The 17,096-nt window shown below is 68.6% G+C and carries 17 protein-coding genes; 11 read left to right on the top strand and 6 right to left on the bottom strand.

The genetic code is table 11. From position 1 onward, the window contains the following. The first annotated feature begins 11 nt into the window (after nucleotides 1-11). Entirely contained in the window at nucleotides 12-614 is a 603-nt protein-coding gene (locus tag AC6EKW_RS00220; protein WP_498513331.1) for an HD domain-containing protein, read from the top strand. On the opposite strand, the gene AC6EKW_RS00215 is transcribed toward AC6EKW_RS00220, so the two are convergent. Both AC6EKW_RS00215 and AC6EKW_RS00210 read right to left on the bottom strand, forming a co-directional pair. Then, on the bottom strand, nucleotides 611-835 hold the full coding sequence (locus tag AC6EKW_RS00215; protein WP_273889277.1) for a hypothetical protein: 225 nt from the start codon (nucleotides 833-835) through the stop codon (nucleotides 611-613). The genes AC6EKW_RS00220 and AC6EKW_RS00215 overlap by 4 nt on opposite strands. An 11-nt stretch (nucleotides 836-846) precedes the next feature. Beyond that, nucleotides 847-2,190 carry a tetratricopeptide repeat protein gene (locus tag AC6EKW_RS00210; RefSeq protein WP_273889278.1) on the bottom strand — a complete coding sequence of 448 codons (1,344 nt, stop codon included), beginning with the start codon at nucleotides 2,188-2,190 and terminating at the stop codon, nucleotides 847-849. 86 nt (nucleotides 2,191-2,276) lie between these two features. Here AC6EKW_RS00210 and AC6EKW_RS00205 point away from each other — a divergent pair, with 86 nt between their 5' ends. The 4 genes from AC6EKW_RS00205 to AC6EKW_RS00190 all read left to right on the top strand — a co-directional run bounded on the left by AC6EKW_RS00205 (nucleotide 2,277) and on the right by AC6EKW_RS00190 (nucleotide 6,424). Next, nucleotides 2,277-2,738, top strand: a complete 462-nt coding sequence (locus AC6EKW_RS00205) for an acyl-CoA thioesterase (protein WP_273889279.1) — start codon at nucleotides 2,277-2,279, stop codon at nucleotides 2,736-2,738. 8 nt (nucleotides 2,739-2,746) lie between these two features. Next, on the top strand, nucleotides 2,747-3,541 hold the full coding sequence (locus tag AC6EKW_RS00200; protein WP_498513330.1) for a DNA-methyltransferase: 795 nt from the start codon (nucleotides 2,747-2,749) through the stop codon (nucleotides 3,539-3,541). Between the two features lie 78 nt (nucleotides 3,542-3,619). Continuing rightward, a complete protein-coding gene (locus tag AC6EKW_RS00195; RefSeq protein WP_273889281.1) occupies nucleotides 3,620-4,414 on the top strand; it encodes an SDR family NAD(P)-dependent oxidoreductase in 795 nt (264 codons plus the stop codon). Nucleotides 4,415-4,459: 45 nt separating this feature from the next. Next, nucleotides 4,460-6,424: a monovalent cation:proton antiporter family protein gene (locus AC6EKW_RS00190; protein ID WP_273889282.1), complete on the top strand. Its 1,965-nt coding sequence runs from the start codon at nucleotides 4,460-4,462 to the stop codon at nucleotides 6,422-6,424. 5 nt (nucleotides 6,425-6,429) lie between these two features. On the opposite strand, the gene AC6EKW_RS00185 is transcribed toward AC6EKW_RS00190, so the two are convergent. After that, nucleotides 6,430-7,383, bottom strand: a complete 954-nt coding sequence (locus tag AC6EKW_RS00185) for an LLM class F420-dependent oxidoreductase (RefSeq protein WP_498513329.1) — start codon at nucleotides 7,381-7,383, stop codon at nucleotides 6,430-6,432. A 226-nt stretch (nucleotides 7,384-7,609) separates the two neighbouring features. Between AC6EKW_RS00185 and AC6EKW_RS00180 the strand changes: the two genes are divergently transcribed. The 3 genes from AC6EKW_RS00180 to AC6EKW_RS00170 are packed head-to-tail and all read left to right on the top strand — an operon-like array spanning nucleotide 7,610 to nucleotide 9,998. Further along, nucleotides 7,610-8,002 (top strand): hypothetical protein, encoded by a 393-nt coding sequence (locus tag AC6EKW_RS00180; RefSeq protein ID WP_498513328.1) that lies wholly within the window; start codon nucleotides 7,610-7,612, stop codon nucleotides 8,000-8,002. Continuing rightward, complete coding sequence (locus tag AC6EKW_RS00175) at nucleotides 7,999-9,111, top strand: AI-2E family transporter (protein ID WP_273889286.1); 1,113 nt, start codon at nucleotides 7,999-8,001, stop codon at nucleotides 9,109-9,111. Before AC6EKW_RS00180 ends, AC6EKW_RS00175 begins: the two co-directional genes overlap by 4 nt. Continuing rightward, the gene (locus AC6EKW_RS00170) at nucleotides 9,108-9,998 is read left to right on the top strand and encodes a YihY/virulence factor BrkB family protein (RefSeq protein WP_498513327.1); all 891 of its coding nucleotides are present in this window, start codon (nucleotides 9,108-9,110) and stop codon (nucleotides 9,996-9,998) included. Before AC6EKW_RS00175 ends, AC6EKW_RS00170 begins: the two co-directional genes overlap by 4 nt. Here AC6EKW_RS00170 and AC6EKW_RS00165 read toward each other — a convergent pair. Further along, complete coding sequence (locus AC6EKW_RS00165) at nucleotides 9,995-12,496, bottom strand: glycoside hydrolase family 2 protein (protein ID WP_498513326.1); 2,502 nt, start codon at nucleotides 12,494-12,496, stop codon at nucleotides 9,995-9,997. The genes AC6EKW_RS00170 and AC6EKW_RS00165 overlap by 4 nt on opposite strands. A gap of 114 nt (nucleotides 12,497-12,610) precedes the next feature. Here AC6EKW_RS00165 and AC6EKW_RS00160 point away from each other — a divergent pair, with 114 nt between their 5' ends. From AC6EKW_RS00160 to AC6EKW_RS00150, 3 genes are all read left to right on the top strand, one after another. Further along, entirely contained in the window at nucleotides 12,611-13,843 is a 1,233-nt protein-coding gene (locus AC6EKW_RS00160) for an ROK family transcriptional regulator (protein ID WP_498513325.1), read from the top strand. Nucleotides 13,844-13,845: 2 nt separating this feature from the next. Next, nucleotides 13,846-14,760: an ROK family protein gene (locus AC6EKW_RS00155; RefSeq protein ID WP_498513324.1), complete on the top strand. Its 915-nt coding sequence runs from the start codon at nucleotides 13,846-13,848 to the stop codon at nucleotides 14,758-14,760. A 130-nt stretch (nucleotides 14,761-14,890) separates the two neighbouring features. Continuing rightward, on the top strand, nucleotides 14,891-16,147 hold the full coding sequence (locus AC6EKW_RS00150; RefSeq protein ID WP_498513323.1) for a beta-ketoacyl-[acyl-carrier-protein] synthase family protein: 1,257 nt from the start codon (nucleotides 14,891-14,893) through the stop codon (nucleotides 16,145-16,147). On the opposite strand, the gene AC6EKW_RS00145 is transcribed toward AC6EKW_RS00150, so the two are convergent. Both AC6EKW_RS00145 and AC6EKW_RS00140 read right to left on the bottom strand, forming a co-directional pair. Then, nucleotides 16,144-16,707: an NUDIX hydrolase gene (locus AC6EKW_RS00145; RefSeq protein ID WP_498513322.1), complete on the bottom strand. Its 564-nt coding sequence runs from the start codon at nucleotides 16,705-16,707 to the stop codon at nucleotides 16,144-16,146. The two genes, AC6EKW_RS00150 and AC6EKW_RS00145, sit on opposite strands and share 4 nt — an antisense overlap. Next, entirely contained in the window at nucleotides 16,697-17,065 is a 369-nt protein-coding gene (locus AC6EKW_RS00140) for a response regulator (RefSeq protein WP_273886500.1), read from the bottom strand. The genes AC6EKW_RS00145 and AC6EKW_RS00140 overlap by 11 nt, the downstream gene beginning before the upstream one ends. Nucleotides 17,066-17,096: the final 31 nt, after the last annotated feature.

The raw sequence follows: 17,096 nt of genomic DNA, 5'->3' as shown, positions 1-17,096 counted from the left end.
CCGGGACTTCCGTGCGGGACGTATTCGCCGAGATCGAGGCGCTCGTCGCCCGGGCCGGGACCCACCCGGTCTGGGGCTACGCCCACTGCCTGAGGGTCTACGAGACCGCCCGCTCCCTCGCGCGCGAGGAGGAGCTCGATCACGACGAAGAGGCGCTCTTCCTCGCCGCCCTGCTGCACGACATCGGGCTCTACCGGGCCTACAACCTGAGGGAGGGCCGGGACCACGCGGAGCGATCCGCCTCGGTGGCCACCCGTATCCTGCGCGACCGCAACTTCCCGGAGGAGCGTATCCTGCTGGTCGCCGACGCCATAGAGCACCACCCGCCGGGGCGCGCTCCCGGCTCCTCGGCGGAGTCGCTGCTCCTCAAGGACGCCGTGATCCTGGACTATCTGGGCAGTATCGGGCTCGCGAGGATCTTTGCGATGGTGGGCCTCGAAGAGGACGTCCCCGACATCTTGGCCGCGTTCCATCACGCGCAGGAGCTGCGCCGCCGGCTCCCGCGCCTGCTGCGCTTCGCGACGAGCCGCAGGATCGCGCTCGACCGCTGTATGGAGATGGACCGGTTCTTCGGGAGCTTGAAGGACTCTTCGCGCGGGGGGAAGCTCCTCTAGCCCGCGTAGTGCGAGTAGAGGACGTAGGCCCCGGCGGCCAGGCACAGCGCCCCTACGAGCGTCATCCTGAGGCCCGCGACCACGTGTACCCCGCGCTCGGAGAGGGGCCCGATGCCGCCGCGCTGTCCCCTGCCGCCACGCAGCAGGGCGCCCAGGCCGAAGCCGAGCGAGATCAGACCGAACACCACCAGGAATCCTCCCGCTGCGGCGGCGAAGGACATCGCCAGCCTTCCTACGGGGAGCCTTCAGCTTCGTCCATGCGCTCGAGGAGCGCGGTGAACACCGCATCCCCGCGCAACGCGGCGAACTCCGGGGCGTTCTCGAAGTAGCTTCTGTCCCGCTCCCCGGCTTCGATCGCGCGCCGCATCAACCTCAACGCGCCCTCTCTGTCTCCCTGCCCGGCCTTGAGCCCGGAGAGCGCGGAGAGCGCCGGGGCGTAGCCGGGGTCGGAGGTGAGCGCGCGCTCGAGCAACCGTTCGGCCATCGCCTCGTCCCCGGCCGAGTAGTAGAGCCCGGCGTAGGAGTGGAGGGCGCGCGGGTTGTTCGGGTCTCTCTTGAGCGCCTCCATGAACTGCTCCTCGGCCTCGGAGATCCTGCCGCGCCGCTCGTAGATGAGACCGAGTTCCACCCGCGCTTCCGGGTCTTCCGGGTCGAGGGTGAGTACGGCCCGGTAGGCCTCCTCTGCCCCGGCGTCGTCATGCAGCGCCGCCCGCACCTCGCCGAGCGTGTAGAGGTGGCGTACCTCGTCGCGTCCCAACGCCACCGCTTCCTCCGAGAGCGCGAGGGCCTCCTTGAGGTTCCGGTTCTCCGCCAGGTAGTGGGCCGCGAGCTCGTCTCGCAGCTCCGGGGATCCGGGGCACTCTTCGAGCCCTCGCCGGAAGGCCGCCTCGGCCTTCTCCCGCTCTCCGTTGCGGTCGTGGCAGATGCCCAGGTTGGCGTGCGCCTCCCACCACGAGGGGTTTTGCGAGATCACACCCTCGTAGCCGGCGACGGCCTCCTCGTAGCGGCCGAGCATGTCGAGGGCGTTCGCCCGGTAGGTGAGCGCGGCGCTCCTCTGCTCCTCGCTTCCGGCCGCTTCCGCGGCGGATTCGAAGAAGCCCAGGGCGTCGGCGTACTCCCCGGCGTCGAAGAGGGTGAGCCCGGCCTCGATGAGGACGTCGGCGTCCTCCGGGTTGGCCGAGGTCCAGCGCTCGAAGGTCGCGCGGGCGAGTTCGGGCTCGCCCATCAGCCCGTAGTAGCGGCCGAGCTCGACGTAGGCTTCCGGTAGCTCGGGGTCAGCCTCTATCGCGCGTTCCAGATGGTGGACGACCTTGAACGGCTCCTCGCGGCGCATCGCCAGGAAGGCGAGGTCGATGTGCGGGGCGGCCCACTCCGGGTCCAGCGCGAGGGCCTCTCTGAAGCGTTCTTCGGCTTCTTCGAGCCTCCCCAGGTTCATCAGCGCCCGCCCCACGGCCTCCACCGCCTCCGGGTTGCCGGGGTCTTCCGCGAGGGCCTGCTCGAAGCGGGCGAGCGCCTCCTCCACGAGACCCTCCTCGGCGAGGGTCTCACCCTGCTCCAGAAACTCTTCGTAACCCATCATCCCAATTAAACCAGATGGCGTGGAGCTTGGGCGCCGCGGGCGGTTAGAATCTCTCGCCGTAGGTTCCGACGAAGGAGGGTGCCTTGAAGAGGACCCCGGTGATAAGGCGGCTCGAGATCCGCTACCGCGATCTCGACCCTTACGGGCACGTCAACAACGCGGTCTACCTGGAGTTCTTCGAGACGCTGCAGTTCGCCTACTGGCGGCGTCTGGCGGAGAACCTGGGGGTGGAGCTCGAGACCGGGGACCTCCCGGGGGCCCGGCACGTGGTCGCGGAGAACCGGGTGCGCTACGTCTCGCCGGTCTTCCTCGACGACGAGCTCTACGGGGCGGCGAGCATCTCCTCGGTGGGGAACCGCTCGTACACGATGGAGTACGAGCTGCGCGTCGGTAAGGGCTTCGAGGAGGGTGAACTCGCCGCCGAGGGGAGTGCGGCCCACGTCTTCTACGACCCGGAGGCCGGAAGTTCGCGCCCGCGCCCGGACTGGTTCCTCTCGGCGGTCGCGGAGCTGGAGGGTGTTCCGGAGGCGGATCTGCTCCGCTAGGCTCTTCGATGGACCTGGGCCGGATCAGCTCCTACGGCGAGCCGGGGGCGATCGTCTACCGTGCGGATTGCGTGGAGTTCATGCGCCTCGTGCCGCCGGGGTGTGTGGACATGGTCTTCGCGGATCCTCCCTACCGACTCTCCTCGGGCGGGGTCACGGTCAGGGGCGGCAGGCTCGCACCGGTGGACAAGGGGGAATGGGACCGCCCGAGGGGTTTGCGCGAGGATTACGCCTTCGACCTGCGCTGGCTCAGGGGGGTGCGGCGCATACTCAAGCCGGACGGCACCGTCTGGATCACCGGCACCCACCACAACGTCTTCTCGGTCGGCTTCGCGCTTCTCAGGCTGGGTTTCAGGATCATACAGACCATAGTCTGGGAGAAGCCCGACCCGCCCCCGAACGCGCTGCACACCGCCTTCACCCACGCGCACGAGCTCCTGGTGTGGGCCTCGCGGAGCCGATCGGCGCGCTACACCTTCAACCACGGGGTTTTCGAAGGTTCGGGGGCGTCATCCTCCCCTCTCACCTCCGTCTGGCGCATCCCGAGCGCCCCGCCCGCCGAGAGGCTCTGCGGCTACCACCCGACCCAGAAGCCGCTACGCCTCGTGCGTCGGACGATACTTGCCTCCACGCGCGAGAAGGAGCTCGTCTTCGACCCCTTCTGCGGCTCCGGGACGACGGCCGTCGCCGCCAGAGAGCTGGGGCGCGCCTTCGTCGGCACCGAGCTCGAGGAAGAGTTCTGCACGCTCGCCGCCAGGCGCATCGCCGCCTCCAGATGGGGAGACGCCCTGCACCGCGTTTGACAGCCGCCCCCCAGGAGACTAGGCTTGGCGTAGCGGATGTGACTATACATCTTTTCTGGGGGTGTCATGGAGGAGAGCGTGGTAGGACGGGAAGGGCTTCCGGAGGACATCGCGGAGATCTTCAGCCTCGAGGGCAAAAAGGCCGCCGTCACGGGGGCTGCATCGGGCCTCGGGCGGGCGATAGCGCTCGGGTTCGCGCGCTTCGGGGCGGACGTGGTCTGCCTGGACATCAACCTGGAGGGCGCGGAGGAGACGGCGGAGCAGATCTCGAAGCTCGGCCGGGAGAGCACGGCGGTCGCGGTGGACGTGCGCGACTGGGAGGGGGTACGCTCTGCGGCGGGGGAGACCGGGAGGTGGGCCGGGCGGTTGGACATCGCCGTCAACGTCCCCGGCATCAACCGGCGCAAGCCGGTGCTGGAGCTCGAGCCGGAGGAGTTCGACGCCGTCCTGGACGTGAACCTGCGGGGTCTCTTCCACTGCTCGAAGGCCTTCGGTGAGCTCATGGTCCGCGGCGGGGGAGGCGGCAGGATCATCAACATGGCCTCCATCTTCGGGCTCGTGGTGATGCAGCGGCAGGCGGCCTACGCGGCGAGCAAGGGGGGCGTGGTGCAGCTGACGCGGGTGCTCGCGCTCGAGTTCGCCCCGCACGGCATCCTGGTCAACGCGCTCGCCCCGGCGTACTTCACCACGCCGCTCGTGCGGCAGGTGATGGAGGACACCGCGTGGTACGAGGACGTGGTGCGGCGGGTGCCGATGGGCCGCTTCGGTGAGGTATGGGAGATAGTCGGGCCGGCGGTCTTCCTCGCCTCCCGCGCCTCGAGCTTCGTGACCGGGAGCGTGCTTTTGGTGGACGGCGGCTGGACCGCGCAGTAGCGGCTGTTCACGGGACCGCCCGTAGTATAAAAGGGCGGCGACGCCATGGGCATAGCTGGAGACATAGCGCTCATCATCGTCGCCGCCTTCTTCGGCGGCCTGATCGCCCGCAGGCTCGGGCTGCCCCTCATCCTGGGCTACATCGCGGCCGGGGTCGCCGTCGGGCCGAAGACCGGCGGGCTCACCGTCGGTAGCGCCCACGAGATAGAGCTGCTCGCCGAGATCGGCATAGCGCTCCTTCTCTTCGCGATCGGGCTCCACTTCCCGATCGACGAGCTCAGGCCCGTGAAGCGCATAGCGTTTTTGGGGACGCCGCTGCAGATCCTGCTCACGCTCCTCTTCGGCTACGGGGTGGCGAGCCTCTTCGGGTTCGGGTGGCTCGAGGCGGTCTGGTTCGGGGCTCTGATCTCGCTCTCGAGCACCGCGGTCGTGCTGAAGACGCTGCAGGAGCAGGGGGTGATGAACACCCTCTCCAGCCGGGTGATGATCGGGATGCTCGTCGTGCAGGATCTCGCGGCGATACCCTTTCTCGTCCTGCTGCCGGAGCTGCGGAACCTGCAGAAGGGCCTCCCGGAGCTCGGGCTCTCGGCGCTCGAGGCGGCGGCGTTCGTCGCCGGGATGGCGGTCTTCGGCAGCCGCGTCTTCCCCTGGTTGATGGAGCGAGTGGCGCGGTGGAACTCGCGGGAGCTCTTTCTGATCGCGGTCGCCGCCGTCGGGCTCGGGGTGGGGTACGCGACCTACTACGTCGGGCTCTCGTTCGCCTTCGGGGCGTTCGTCGCCGGGATAGTCCTCTCCCGCTCGGACTACAGCCACCAGGCGCTCGCGGACATCGCCCCCCTGCGCGACGTGTTCGCGATGCTCTTCTTCGTCTCGGTCGGGATGCTCCTCGACCCCGCCTTCGTCTGGCACCACGTCCCGCTCGTCGCCGCCGCGGTTCTTCTGGTCTTCGTGGGCAAGGGAGCCATCCTCGCCGGGGTGACCCGCGTCTTCGGTTACGTGAACATAGCCCCCTTCGCGGTCGGGCTCGGGATGTTCCAGGTCGGGGAGTTCTCGTTCCTGCTCGCGCAGGCCGGGGCCTCGAGCGGGGCGCTATCTGAGAAGATGTACTCGACCTCGCTCACGGTGGCCGTCCTGACGATGGCCTTCACCCCGCTCGCGGCGCGCACGGCCCCCGTCCTCTACGGGCTCTGGCGGCGGCGGTTCCCGGCCACGGAGCCCGCGATGAAGGTGGAGCTGCCGGAGGGTGAGCTGCGGGAGCACGTGGTCGTCGTGGGGTGCGGGCGGGTCGGGACCTTCGTCTCGCGCATGCTCCGGCGGCTCGACCAGCCGTTCGTCGTGCTGGACATAGACCCGCAGAAGGTCGAGGCGGCCCGCGAGGAGGGGCTCCCCGTCGTCTACGGGGACGCCACCTCCGGGGAGGTGCTCGAGGCGGTGGGGATAGAAGATGCGCGGCTGGCAGTCGTGACGGTGCCCGACGTGATCGGGGCGCGCCTCGCCGTGCAGCGCATCAGGTCGCTCAACCCCGGGGTGCGCATCGTGGCCCGGTCGGCGAGCGTCGAGGAGCTTGAGGAGCTGGGGCGTCTCGGGGTCTACGAGGCGGTCCAGCCCGAGTTCGAGGCCGGGATAGAGCTCGCCCGTCAGGCGCTGGTGCAGCTCGGGATAGACGCCGGGGAGATACAGCGCTTCTCGGACACCGTGCGCCGGGAGCTCTACGCGCCGATGGCCCGGAGGGGCGGGGGCGGGATGCTCCCCCAGCTCCGGCGTGCCTCGCAGCTGATAGAGACCGAGTGGGTCTCGGTCCCGGAGGGGAGCCCCCTGGCCGGGAGCACGATCGGGGGGCTCGGGGTGCGCGGGAGGACCGGGGCCTCGATCGTCGCGCTGGTGCGGGGCGAGGATGTGATCACCAACCCCGGGCCCGGGGAGAGGCTGTGCCCCGGGGACATGCTCGCGGTTCTCGGCACCCCGGAGCAGCGGGCCTCCTTCGTGGAGCTCGCCCGCAGCCCGGTGTGAGGACCCTAGCGGAACCCCGGCAGGATCTCACGCTCGTAGAAGCGGAAGAAACCCTCCTGCTGCGGGCCTATCTGCTGGATGTAGATCTCGTCGTAGCCAGCCTCCAGGTACTCGCGGATCATCTGCCGGTGACGTTCGGGGTCGGGGCCACACGGGACGGCCTCGGCGACCATCTCCTCGGTCACTAGCGAGCTGGCCTGCTCGAAGTGCGCCGGGGTGGGCAGTTCCTGGGCGAGCTGCCCGGGGAGCTGTTCGTTGGGCCACAGCCGATGGGCCGTCCTGCGAGCCTCCTTCTCGTCCTCGTCCCAGCAGACCTTCGCCCCGCCGTGGGCCGGTTTGTCCGCACCGCCCGAGGAGCGGAAGAGCGAGACCAGATCCCCCTCCGGGGAGGCACCGCAGTATCCGTCACCGATCCTGCCCGCGAGCTGGGCCGAGGCTTCACCGAACCCCGAGACGAGGATCTTCGGCGGCTCGTCGGGGAGGGTGTAGAGGTGGGCGTTCTCGACGGTATAGTATCTTCCGTGGTGATCCTTGACACCTCCTTCCCAGAGGAGGCGTATCACCTCGATGGCCTCCTCCAGCATCTCCAGCCGTACGTCGGCGGGGGGCCAGCGGTCGCCGAGGATGTGCTCGTTCAGGTTCTCGCCGCTTCCCACGCCGAGGGAGAACCTGCCCTTCAGCATCACCTGGGAGGTCGCGGCGGCCTGGGCTATTATGGCCGGATGGATGCGCATCGTGGGGCAGGTCACGCCGGTGGTGACCGGCAGAGAGGTCGCCTGCGAGAGCGCTCCGATCACCGACCACACGAACGGACTGTTGCCCTGCTCGGAGTTCCAGGGGTGGTAGTGGTCGCTGATCCAGAGCCCCTCGAAGCCCGCCTCCTCGGCCATCCTCGCCTGCTCGAGAAGCTCGGCGGGACCGAATTCCTCACAGGAGAGGAAGTATCCTATCTTCGCCATACCTTTTCTCTCTTTTCGCTCGCGGACGTGTCCTTTGCTTACCCTCCGGGGCGCCGCTCCAACCACACATCTTCCGCGGCTTGCGGCGCATCCGGTGGTACTTTAGGCTGGAGAACATGGCGACCGAGATGACCGAGGAGTTGTCCACCGGTATCCTGCTGCGGGAAGATGCATACACCATGAAGGGGCGGGTCTGGCCCGACCTGAGAGACGTGCGTGGAAAGGTGTGGCTGGGGTGATGAGGGACTCGGATCTCACGGGGACGGGGAGCAGGCCGGCCCGCTACTGGCTCGTGGTGAACGAGGAGGGGGACGTCATGCGTCCGCTCACCCTGGACGCCTCCGGTAAAGAAGCCCTGCCGGTCTTCAGCTTCGAGGAGGAGGCCGAGATGTTCCTCTGGCGTGCCGGGCTCGAGGATGGATGGCACACCAGGGAGAGCGGGGCGGAGGAACTGAGGGTGTTGTTGCAGGAGGGCGATGGGATCGGGCTCGTCGCCCTCGACCCCCTGCCCGAGATGATAAGCACCTCCACGGTCGAGCTGGTGTGTGTCAGCGCGGAGCGCTTCGTGGAGCGTCTTCGCAGGAGAGGGCGCAGCCCGGAGGGGAGAGGGGCCTCTTGAGCGGTCGGCGCGGCGACGAAGGAGAGATGCCCGGAGAGGCGTTGAGACGCGGCATCTTTTCCTCCCGCTTCACGCGCGGGGCACCTCTGGCCGTCATCATGGTCGTGGTACTGCTCGCCGCCTACCAGGTGCTGCCGGTCCTGAAGGTCATAGTGGTCGCGATGCTCGTCGCGCTGGTGCTCAGGACGATCGTCAACGCCCTCGAGGATCTCGGCGCCCCGCCGCTGGTCTCGGTCCTGATCTTGATCCTGATCATCGCCGGGCTCGGCGCGCTCGTCGTGCTGTTCGTCGTTCCGAACCTGGTGCGCGAGGTGCAGACCCTGATCTCGAGCCGGGGGCCCGGCACCCTCAACTCGCTCGAGAACCTGCTGAACAACCTTCCGTTCTCCTTCGACACCTCGCGTTTGCTCGAGCGTCTGCAGAGCTCGCTCTCGGGCATCGTAGGTTCCGTCCCGAGCCTCATCAGCACGGCGACCTCGTTCGTGGTGGCGGTCATAGGGACCGCATTCCTCTCGATCTACTTCGCGATAAGCCCGCGCACCTACGTCTCGGGTGTCCTGAGGATCGTGCCCCGCGAGCACCGGCGGGAGGTCGAGGCTTTCATCTACCGGGTGGGAGATCGGCTGAGGGGGTGGGTCGTAGGCACGGTGATAATCGCGAGCTTCATCGGCGTGGGGGGCGGGGTGGGCCTCTGGATACTGGGCGTCCCCCTCGCCCTCACCTTCGGCATCCTGGCCGGCCTTCTGGACATCATCCCGTTCTTCGGGTCGATACTCGGCGGGTTGCTGCCCGCCCTGCTCGCCCTCACGATCTCGCCGGTGAAGGCCCTGGAAGTCGTCGTCCTGTTCTTCATCCTCAACCAGATCGAGGGCAACCTGCTTCAGCCGAGGGTCATGGGACAGCAGATAAAGCTCCCGGAGGGTGTGATCATCGTATCATTTCTCGTGATGGGGACGCTGATAGGCCCGGTCGTCGGCACGCTCATCGCGGTGCCGACCGCGGTGCTGGTGGGGGTCATCCTGGATGAGCTGACCGACCCCGTAGAGGAGGCCAGCGGTGAGGAAGAGGCTGGAGAAGCGGTGAAACCTTCTTCCGGAGAAGGGCCTTGACCGAGTTACTCTCGGACATCAGGGTTGCCTTGTGCCGGGAGGCCCTGGTCCGGGTCGTCTTGAAGGTTCGGGAGAACGACCTCCTCGGGCTCGCCGGACAGCTGGCTTATTCCTTCCTGATCTCCTTCTTCCCCTTCCTGATCTTCATAGTCTCGCTGGCCGGGCTGGCCGTGAGCAATCCTCAGACCGCCGTGGAGCGTCTGATCCACCGCACCTCGGGGTTCCTTCCGGAGGAGGCGACGACGCTTCTTGCGACCTACGTCTCGCGTACCCTGCAGCACACCAGCACCAGCGTACTCGTCGGTGGCATCCTGGGCACGCTGTGGCTGGGCTCCGGGGCGGCGATCGCGATCACCAAGGCCGCCAACCGGGCCTACGACCTGAGGGAGAACCGCCCTTTCTGGAAGCTGCGGGGGATCGCCGTCCTGATAGCCCTCGGGTTCACCGTCATGATGACGGTGCTGACCCTGGTGGTCTTCAAGGTGCTGGTCTACGCGCAGGGGGCTTCGGGCTCCCACGCCCTGCTGCGCTACTGGAACGTCGGGCGCTGGTTGCTGGCGTTCGTGGTCGTCACCCTGGCGCTCGACGTGGTCTATTATCTCGCTCCGAACGCGCACATGCGTTACAGGTGGGTGACCGCGGGAGGGCTCATCGCCACCGTCCTCATGTTCGTCATGAGCGGGGCCCTGAGCTTCTACGTGACCAACCTGGGCAACTACGGCCGTATTTACGGGCAGCTCGGGACGGTGGTGATCCTGATGGTCTGGCTCTACCTCACGGGGCTCGCGGTTCTCGTCGGGATAGAGGTGAACGCCGTCACCACCCGCCTGAAGGAGGAGAGGCAGCGGGTGAAGCTCGTCCATCCTAAACACCCGCGTGACCTCTAACTATCCTCCCCGAACCTCCTCCAGTGCACCCGGACGTCACGTCTCCCGACCGACCCGCGCACTTCTATGACCTTCTTCTCTCCGGCTTCGAGGTCGAAGTAGTCGTCCGAGGGGCGCCCGTCCGGTGCCTCCACGTGGACGAAGTAGAGGTATGCTGGGGCTTCCAGCGTGACCCGCAGAAGATCTTCCCCTCCCTGTTCTGCCGTGATCTCGGGGACGGCCTCCGGCAGCGCGAGGTCTTTTATGGCGCGGAAGAAGTGCCGGTTTTTGGGGAAGAGGCCACCTTCCGACCGGACCGAGAGGTAGCGATCGTTCCCACCTTCGACCCCTTCCCACCGCGCGACGGGCCTGCTGGCGTTCGCCGGAACGCGGAGCGTGACCTCCTCTTCCCGCAGGACTTTCCCGGCGAAGGTCTTCAGCGAGACCAGTGCCCGGTCTTCCACCGGTCTCGTGGTGTCGTTGGTGACCCAGAGCTCGACCGTGCCTTCCTCTGTCTCTTTGAACGAGGCGAGGACGGGCGAGTAGGCCCTCTTCGCGTAGTGGTAGCCGGCCTTGCCCCGTCCGTAGTAGTCGATGATGCTCCACGAGAGACCGGGCCAGCAGTCGTCGAGCTGCCAGATGAGGGTGCCGGAGCAGTGGGGCTTGCGGCGCCGGAAGTGCTCGATGGCGAACTTGAGGCCTTCGGCCTGGGAGATCTGACTGTAGTCCACGTACTCCTCGAGCGTCTCCGGCAGGCCCGTGACGGTGAGCATGAGGTTGTCTCCCTTGTCCTTGGGCTCGTCTTTGTTGTGGTGGTCCATCGAGGGGCTGTGATGGTAGAGCTCCTCCTCTGGTATGACCCGCTTCAGGGTCTGGATGGACGGCGCGGCGTGCATCCCGAACTCGCTTATGAAGCGCCCCTCGTCCTCGGCGTAGCGCTCATACGAGACGTTCTCGGGTGTGGGCTCGCGCCGGGGACGCTCCCCGAAACGCCGGGGGAAGCTGCCGTGCCAGACGTCCCAGTTGTGCCGGTCGCCGTCCTGCATGGAGTTGTGGTCGTCGCCCCCGTACGGCGAGCCGGGCCAGTAGGGTGTCCTGCCGTCGTGCTCGCGCACCACCCGGGGCAGTATCTCGTCGTAGTAGAGCGAGCCGGGGACCTTGCTCCCCGGCTCGTCCCAGTGCTTCTGGTCGTGGATCCACTGGTTCTCGTTGTTGCCGCACCAGAGGGCGAGGCACGGGTGGTTCCTGAGCCGCTTTACCTGATATTCGGCCTCTGCTTCGACCTCGGCGGCCATTTCCTCGTCCTCGGGGTAGGCGGCGCAGGAGAACATGAAGTCCTGCCAGACGAGCACCCCACACTCGTCGCACGCCTCGTAGAAGGCGTCGTGCTCGTAGACCCCGCCGCCCCACACCCGGAGCATGTTCATGTTGGCCTCCCTGGCCGCGAGAACCAGGGCGCGGTAGCGCCCTGGTGTGATGCTGCCGGGGAAGGAGTCCGCCGGGATCCAGTTCGCCCCCCGCGCGAAGACGGGCACCCCGTTTACGACGAACCGGAAGTGCCTGCTCCCCGGCTCGTCCGGGTCCGGAGACTGATCGAGCTCGACCGTGCGGATGCCGACCTTCTGCTCTCTGCTCTCCAGAACCTCGCCGCCTGCTTGAAGCTCGACCCGTAGCCCGTAGAGCGCGGGTTCCCCGAGCCCGTTGGGCCACCAGGGCTCGGGATCTTTGACCTCCAGGTAGAGCGTGCCTCTCGGCCTCTCCTCCCCCCGGAGGTCCACCACGCCCGCAGCGACCTCCCCGCCCGCCGGCGATGCCAGCCTTGCGCGCACCCCTAGCCGCCCTCGACCGGCGAAGCGTTCCGCCTCGACCCGCACCGCGACGAGCGCCCGATCACACCCGAGCTCCAGCGTGTAGAAGTGGACGCCCGAGAGCGCAGCCCCGCGCTCGCGCCTGAGCTCGACGGGGCGCCAGATCCCGACCGTCGGGAGCCTCGGCCCCCAGTCCCACCCGTAGCCGAACTGGGCCTTGCGCATGAGAACCCGCCGCGCCTCGTTCACCGCCCACCCCGGAACTTCGCGTCCAGAGACCCTCTCGAGCGGCGGGTCGAAGCGTACCGCGAGGACGTTCTCCCGGCCGAATCTGATCTCCTCGCTTACGTCGAAGACGGCCTCCCGGAACATGTTCTCGTGCGAGCCCAGCTCCTTCCCGTTGAGCCAGACGGTGGCGAAGGTGTCGAGGCCCCCGAAGACGAGCCTGAGCCTCTCGTCCTCCCCCAGCGGCTCCTCCGGGCCCGTGAAGGCGGTGCGGTACCACCACTCCCGCTCCTCGACCCAGGAGCACCTCCCCTCGTTCCGACCGTAGAAAGGGTCCTCTATCCGGCCGGCCCGAAGCAACGCCGTGTGCACGTCCCCCGGAACCTCCGCTCCGATCCACCCCTCCTCCGGAAACCTTTCCTCGTGCGCCCCGGCTGCAAAGCCATCACCCGGCGCGAAGTCCCCGATCCTCCACCGTTCCAGCAAATGCCCTTCTCCTCTTATTAAATAACTCAACTTGAGTTATGTTAACAGAATCGAGTTTCGAGATGATTGGGATCTTAGAATAGAGCCATTCGAGTCTGTTCAGGGGGTGATCCTATGCGCACGGGGACGAACCTTTTGAAGGTCAAAGACTACAACCAGCGTCTGGTTTTGGAGATCATCCGGCTCGGGGACGGGGCGAGTCGGGTGGAGATCGCGGAGCGCACGGGGCTCACGGCGCAGACGGTCTCGAACATCGTGCGGCGGCTTCTTTCGGAGGGTGTGATCGAGGAGGTGGGGAAGGGGAGGTCGAGAGGCGGGGGCAAGCCGAGGGTTCTGCTCCGGCTGCGGCCCGGGGCGGGGTACGCGGTCGGGGTGCAGATAGACCGGGACGAGGTACGGGTTGCGCTGGTCGATCTGGCGGGGAGGGTGGTCGGCCGGAGGAGGCATCCGCTCGCGGGGAGAGGAGGGCCGGAGGACGTCGTGAAGCTCGCTGTGGGGGCGGTGGGTGCGGTGATCCGGGAGGGTGGGGTGGAGTCGGGGAAGGTGCTCGGGGTCGGGGTGGCCGCCCCGGGGCCGCTCGACCCGGATAGCGGGGTCGTCTACGGTCCGCCGGGGATGGAAGGCTGGGAGGAGGTCAGGCTCAAGGAGAAGATCGAGGCCGCCTGCGGGTACCCGGTCGTTCTCGACAACGACGCGGTCGCCTCGGCGGTGGGGGAGCGTTGGATCGGGGCGGCGCGGGGGGTGCGTGATTTCCTCTTCGTCTACGCCGGGTGGGGGATCTCGGCCGGGATCTTCGTCGACGGGCAGCTCTACCGCGGGAGGAGCGGGACCGCCGGCGAGATCGGACACATCCCCCTCGATCCCGCGGGACCCGTCTGCGGGTGTGGGAACCGGGGGTGCCTCGTGCGCTACTGCTCGCCGCGGGAGATAACCGACCGCGTACGCCGCAGGCTCGATGCCGGGGAGGAGAGCACGCTGCGCGGGATCCACGGGCGAGACCCGGCCGCGCTCGACTACGAGGCCGTGCGGCGGGCCGCTGCCGCCGGGGATCGCCTCGCGCTCGAGGAGGTCGGAGAGTCCGCCAGGATGCTCGGCCGGGCGCTCGTGGGGCTCGCCAACACGCTCGATCCGGAGAAGGTCGTGCTCGGTGGCAGGGCCTTCGGTGGGGTCGGGGAGGTCTACCGGCGGGAGGCGGAGGAGGCGCTCGGGCGGGTGCTCTACCCCGGACGGCGCCAGGTGGGCGTGGAGGTCTCCGCTTCGGGGGAGGAGGCCGTCGCCCTCGGTGCGGCCGCGCTCGTGCTCCACGATTCATACGCCCCCCGCATGCAGGGCCTGGAGGCACTCTAGAGATGGCCGTCGCCGCCATAGACGTGGGAGGGACGAAGACCCGCGTGGAGATCTTCTCCGGTCGTGAGGAGCCGCTCGAATCCACCACGTTCGAGACCCCGCGAGACGGGGACGTCGCCGGCAGGGTCGGGGAGGCCGTGCTCGCGCTCGCCGCGGGCGAGAGGATCGAAGCGGCGGCCGCCGCCTCCCCCGGTCCGCTCGACCCGCGCGGCGGTGTGATCCTCAACCCACCCAACCTCTCCGGGGAGTGGTGGGGGCTCGAGTTCGCCGGAAGGATGGAGGAGATCTTGGGGTGCCCCGCCGCGCTCGAGAACGACGCCAACCTCGGTGCGCTGGGGGAGGCCGTGTACGGCGGTGGCCGGGGGTACGGTTCGGTGCTCTACATAACCGTCTCCACCGGCGTCGGGACCGGGCTCGTCGTGGGCGGCGTGATCTTCGGCGGCTCGCGCGGGTTCGCCGCCGAGCTCGGGCACACCGTCATAACCGACGACGAGCGCGTCTGCGGTTGCGGGCGACGGGGGTGCGTGGAGGCCGTCGCCTCCGGCACCGCCATAGCCCGGCGGGCGCTCGAGACCGGATGGGCTCCGCAGGACGGGGGAGAGGTCACCGCGCTCGCCGTCGCCACCGCGGCCGCCTCCGGCGACCGGCGGGCGCTCGCGGTGCTCTCCGAGGCCGCCGGATACCTCGGCCGGGCGATAGTCAACTTCGTCTACGCCTACGACCCGGAGGTCGTCCTCCTCGGCGGCGGGGTGGCCCAGTCCGACCTTTTCATGCGCCTCGTCGGGGAAGCCGTGGATGCGGAGCCGATCATGCCCGCCTTTCGCGGCGTGCCGGTCGCGCGAGGAGCGCTGGGCGAGCGCAGCGTCGTCTGCGGGGCCCGGGTGCTCGCCGAGAGGCTCGCGAAGAGAGGGGCATGAGCCCCGGGCGGGGTGCTATGCTGTTGTAAGCGGCTTTGACTGGGCGCCGCGGGGCGGCGTATCCTTGCCGGGTGATGTTCGCGAGAGATCGACTTCGTGGTGAGCGCATGCATCTTAAGGCTGGCACGAGATGAGTGATGGGCGGGTGAGGGTCGTGGTCACCGGCCTCGGGGCCGTCACGCCCTTCGGGGTCGGGGTCCGGACGTTCTGGGAGGCGATCCTCTCCGGACGCTCCGGGGTGGGCGAGATGGACGATCCGGTGCTCGCCCGATGGTCCCCGGTCGCGGCCCGGGCCCGGGACTTCGACGCTGCCGATCATCTCCCGAAGCGCCTGGTCCGCAACACGGACAGGGTCACACAGATGGCGCTCGTGGCGGCGGAGGAGGCCCTTGCCGACGCGGGGTTGCTGGGGGATGTTCCCTTCTCCGGTCTCGACCGGGACCGGGTCGGGATCTCGATGGGATCGGTCTTCGGCGGGGTCGTCTCGCTCGAGGCCGGGGCGGCGCGTCTGGCCAGGAACCCTTCGGCCCGGGGGGAGCCGCGCCTGGTCTCCAAGGCCATCCCCAACGCACCCGCGGGGGCGTTGGCGATGCGCCACGGGCTGCGGGGTCCGGTGATGACCTACTCGACCGCCTGCGCCTCCTCGGCCAACTCCATTGGCGAGGCGCTCTACTGGCTCGGCGCGGGGGCGGCCGACGCGGTGATCGCGGGCGGGACCGAGTGCCTGTTCTCGCCGGCGATCCTCGCCGGGCTCGCGGCCTCCAGCGCGATCGCGCTCAAAGGGCCGGAGGATCCCGGGGCCTGGTCGCGCCCGTTCGCCGCCGACCGCCGGGGGATGGTGATGGGGGAGGGGGCGGCCGTGCTCGTGCTGGAGCCGCTGGAGCGGGCGCTCGCGCGCGGCGCGCGGGTCTACGCCGAGCTCGCCGGCTACGGCACCTCCAACGACGCCTACCACGAGACGGCGCCGGACCCCTCGGGGGAAGGGGCGGTGCTCGCGATGGAGCGGGCGCTACGCTCCTCGGGCGTCCCGGCGCGGGATGTGGGATACGTCAACGCCCACGCCACCGCGACGCCGGCCGGGGATCTCGCCGAGTCGAAAGCCTTGAAGAAGGTCTTCGGGGAGTATCTGGAGACGCTCCCCGTCAGCTCCATAAAAGGGGCCGTCGGTCACATGCTCGGTGCGGCGGGCGCCATCGAGAGCCTCGCCACCGTGCTCGCCCTGCAGGAAGGCGTCCTCCCGCCCACCATCAACTGCGAGAACAGAGACCCGGAGGCCCCGCCGGACGTCGTACCCCTGCGCTCCCGTGAGCAGCAGATAGAAACGGCCATGAGCAACTCCTTCGGCTTCGGGGGACAGAACGCGGCCCTGATCTGGCGCCGCGCCTAGCACGGGGAGCCTCCCCGCAGGCGTCTGAAGGCCAGGAGCGCCGCGGCGACGCCGCTGGAGCTGAAGATCTCACCCGAGAGCACCAGCCGCTCCACCCCGCCGATCGGCACGCTCTCCACCGTGAGGCGCTCGTGCTCGTCGAGGTCCAGGCTTTCGTTCACCCGCTCCACGCCGCGCGCCAGGAAGAGGTGGGCCCAGTTGTCCTTGAGCGAGGGAGAGGAGGAGACCCTTCCGAGGAGCTCCCACTCCCCCTCCCCGTAGCCGGTCTCCTCCAGCAGCTCGCGCCGGGCCGCGTACTCGGGCCTCTCGCCCGGTTCGAGGAGCCCGGCCGGCAGCCCGAGCTCCTCCCGCCCGAGCGGCGGGCGGTACTGGCGCACCAGCAGAACGCGCCCCTCATCCGTCACCGGAAAGACGATCGCGGCGTCCGGACGCTCGATGACGTAGTAGGGGTCTTTGACGGTGCCGTCGGGCAGCCGCAGCCGGTCGGCACGCAGCGCGAAGTACGGGGTTTCGAGGAGCCTCCGCGAAGAGAGGCTCTCCCAGCGCTCTTCAGCGGCCATCTTCTCCGGAGAGGATCGCGGGCAGCTCCTCGGTGAACGCCCCGCGGGAGAAGATCCGGTCGCAGCCGGCCTCGCGGGCGGCCTTTATGAGCTCCGTCTCGACGTGCGGGACGAAGCCGATCGTCCTGATCTTCCGCGTGGCCTCGCCGGATTTCACCTCGCGCAGGAGCTCGACGGGCTCGTAGCGGGAGGAGGCGAGGTCGAGGACGAGGAGGTCCGGCGGGCTCTCGCGCAGGGATTCGAGCAGCTTCCCGCCGCTCCTGGGGAAGGAGACCTCCACGCCGAGTTTGTCGGCGGTAGCCGAGATCTTGCTCCTGAACAGCAGATCCTCCACCGCCGCCACGATCCTTCTTGGCACCCGCGTTCCCTCCTTCGGAAGTTTTCGCCGA

Source organism: Rubrobacter sp. M3-4, from assembly GCF_059772285.1.
This window is presented reverse-complemented; position numbering and strand designations above follow the sequence as displayed.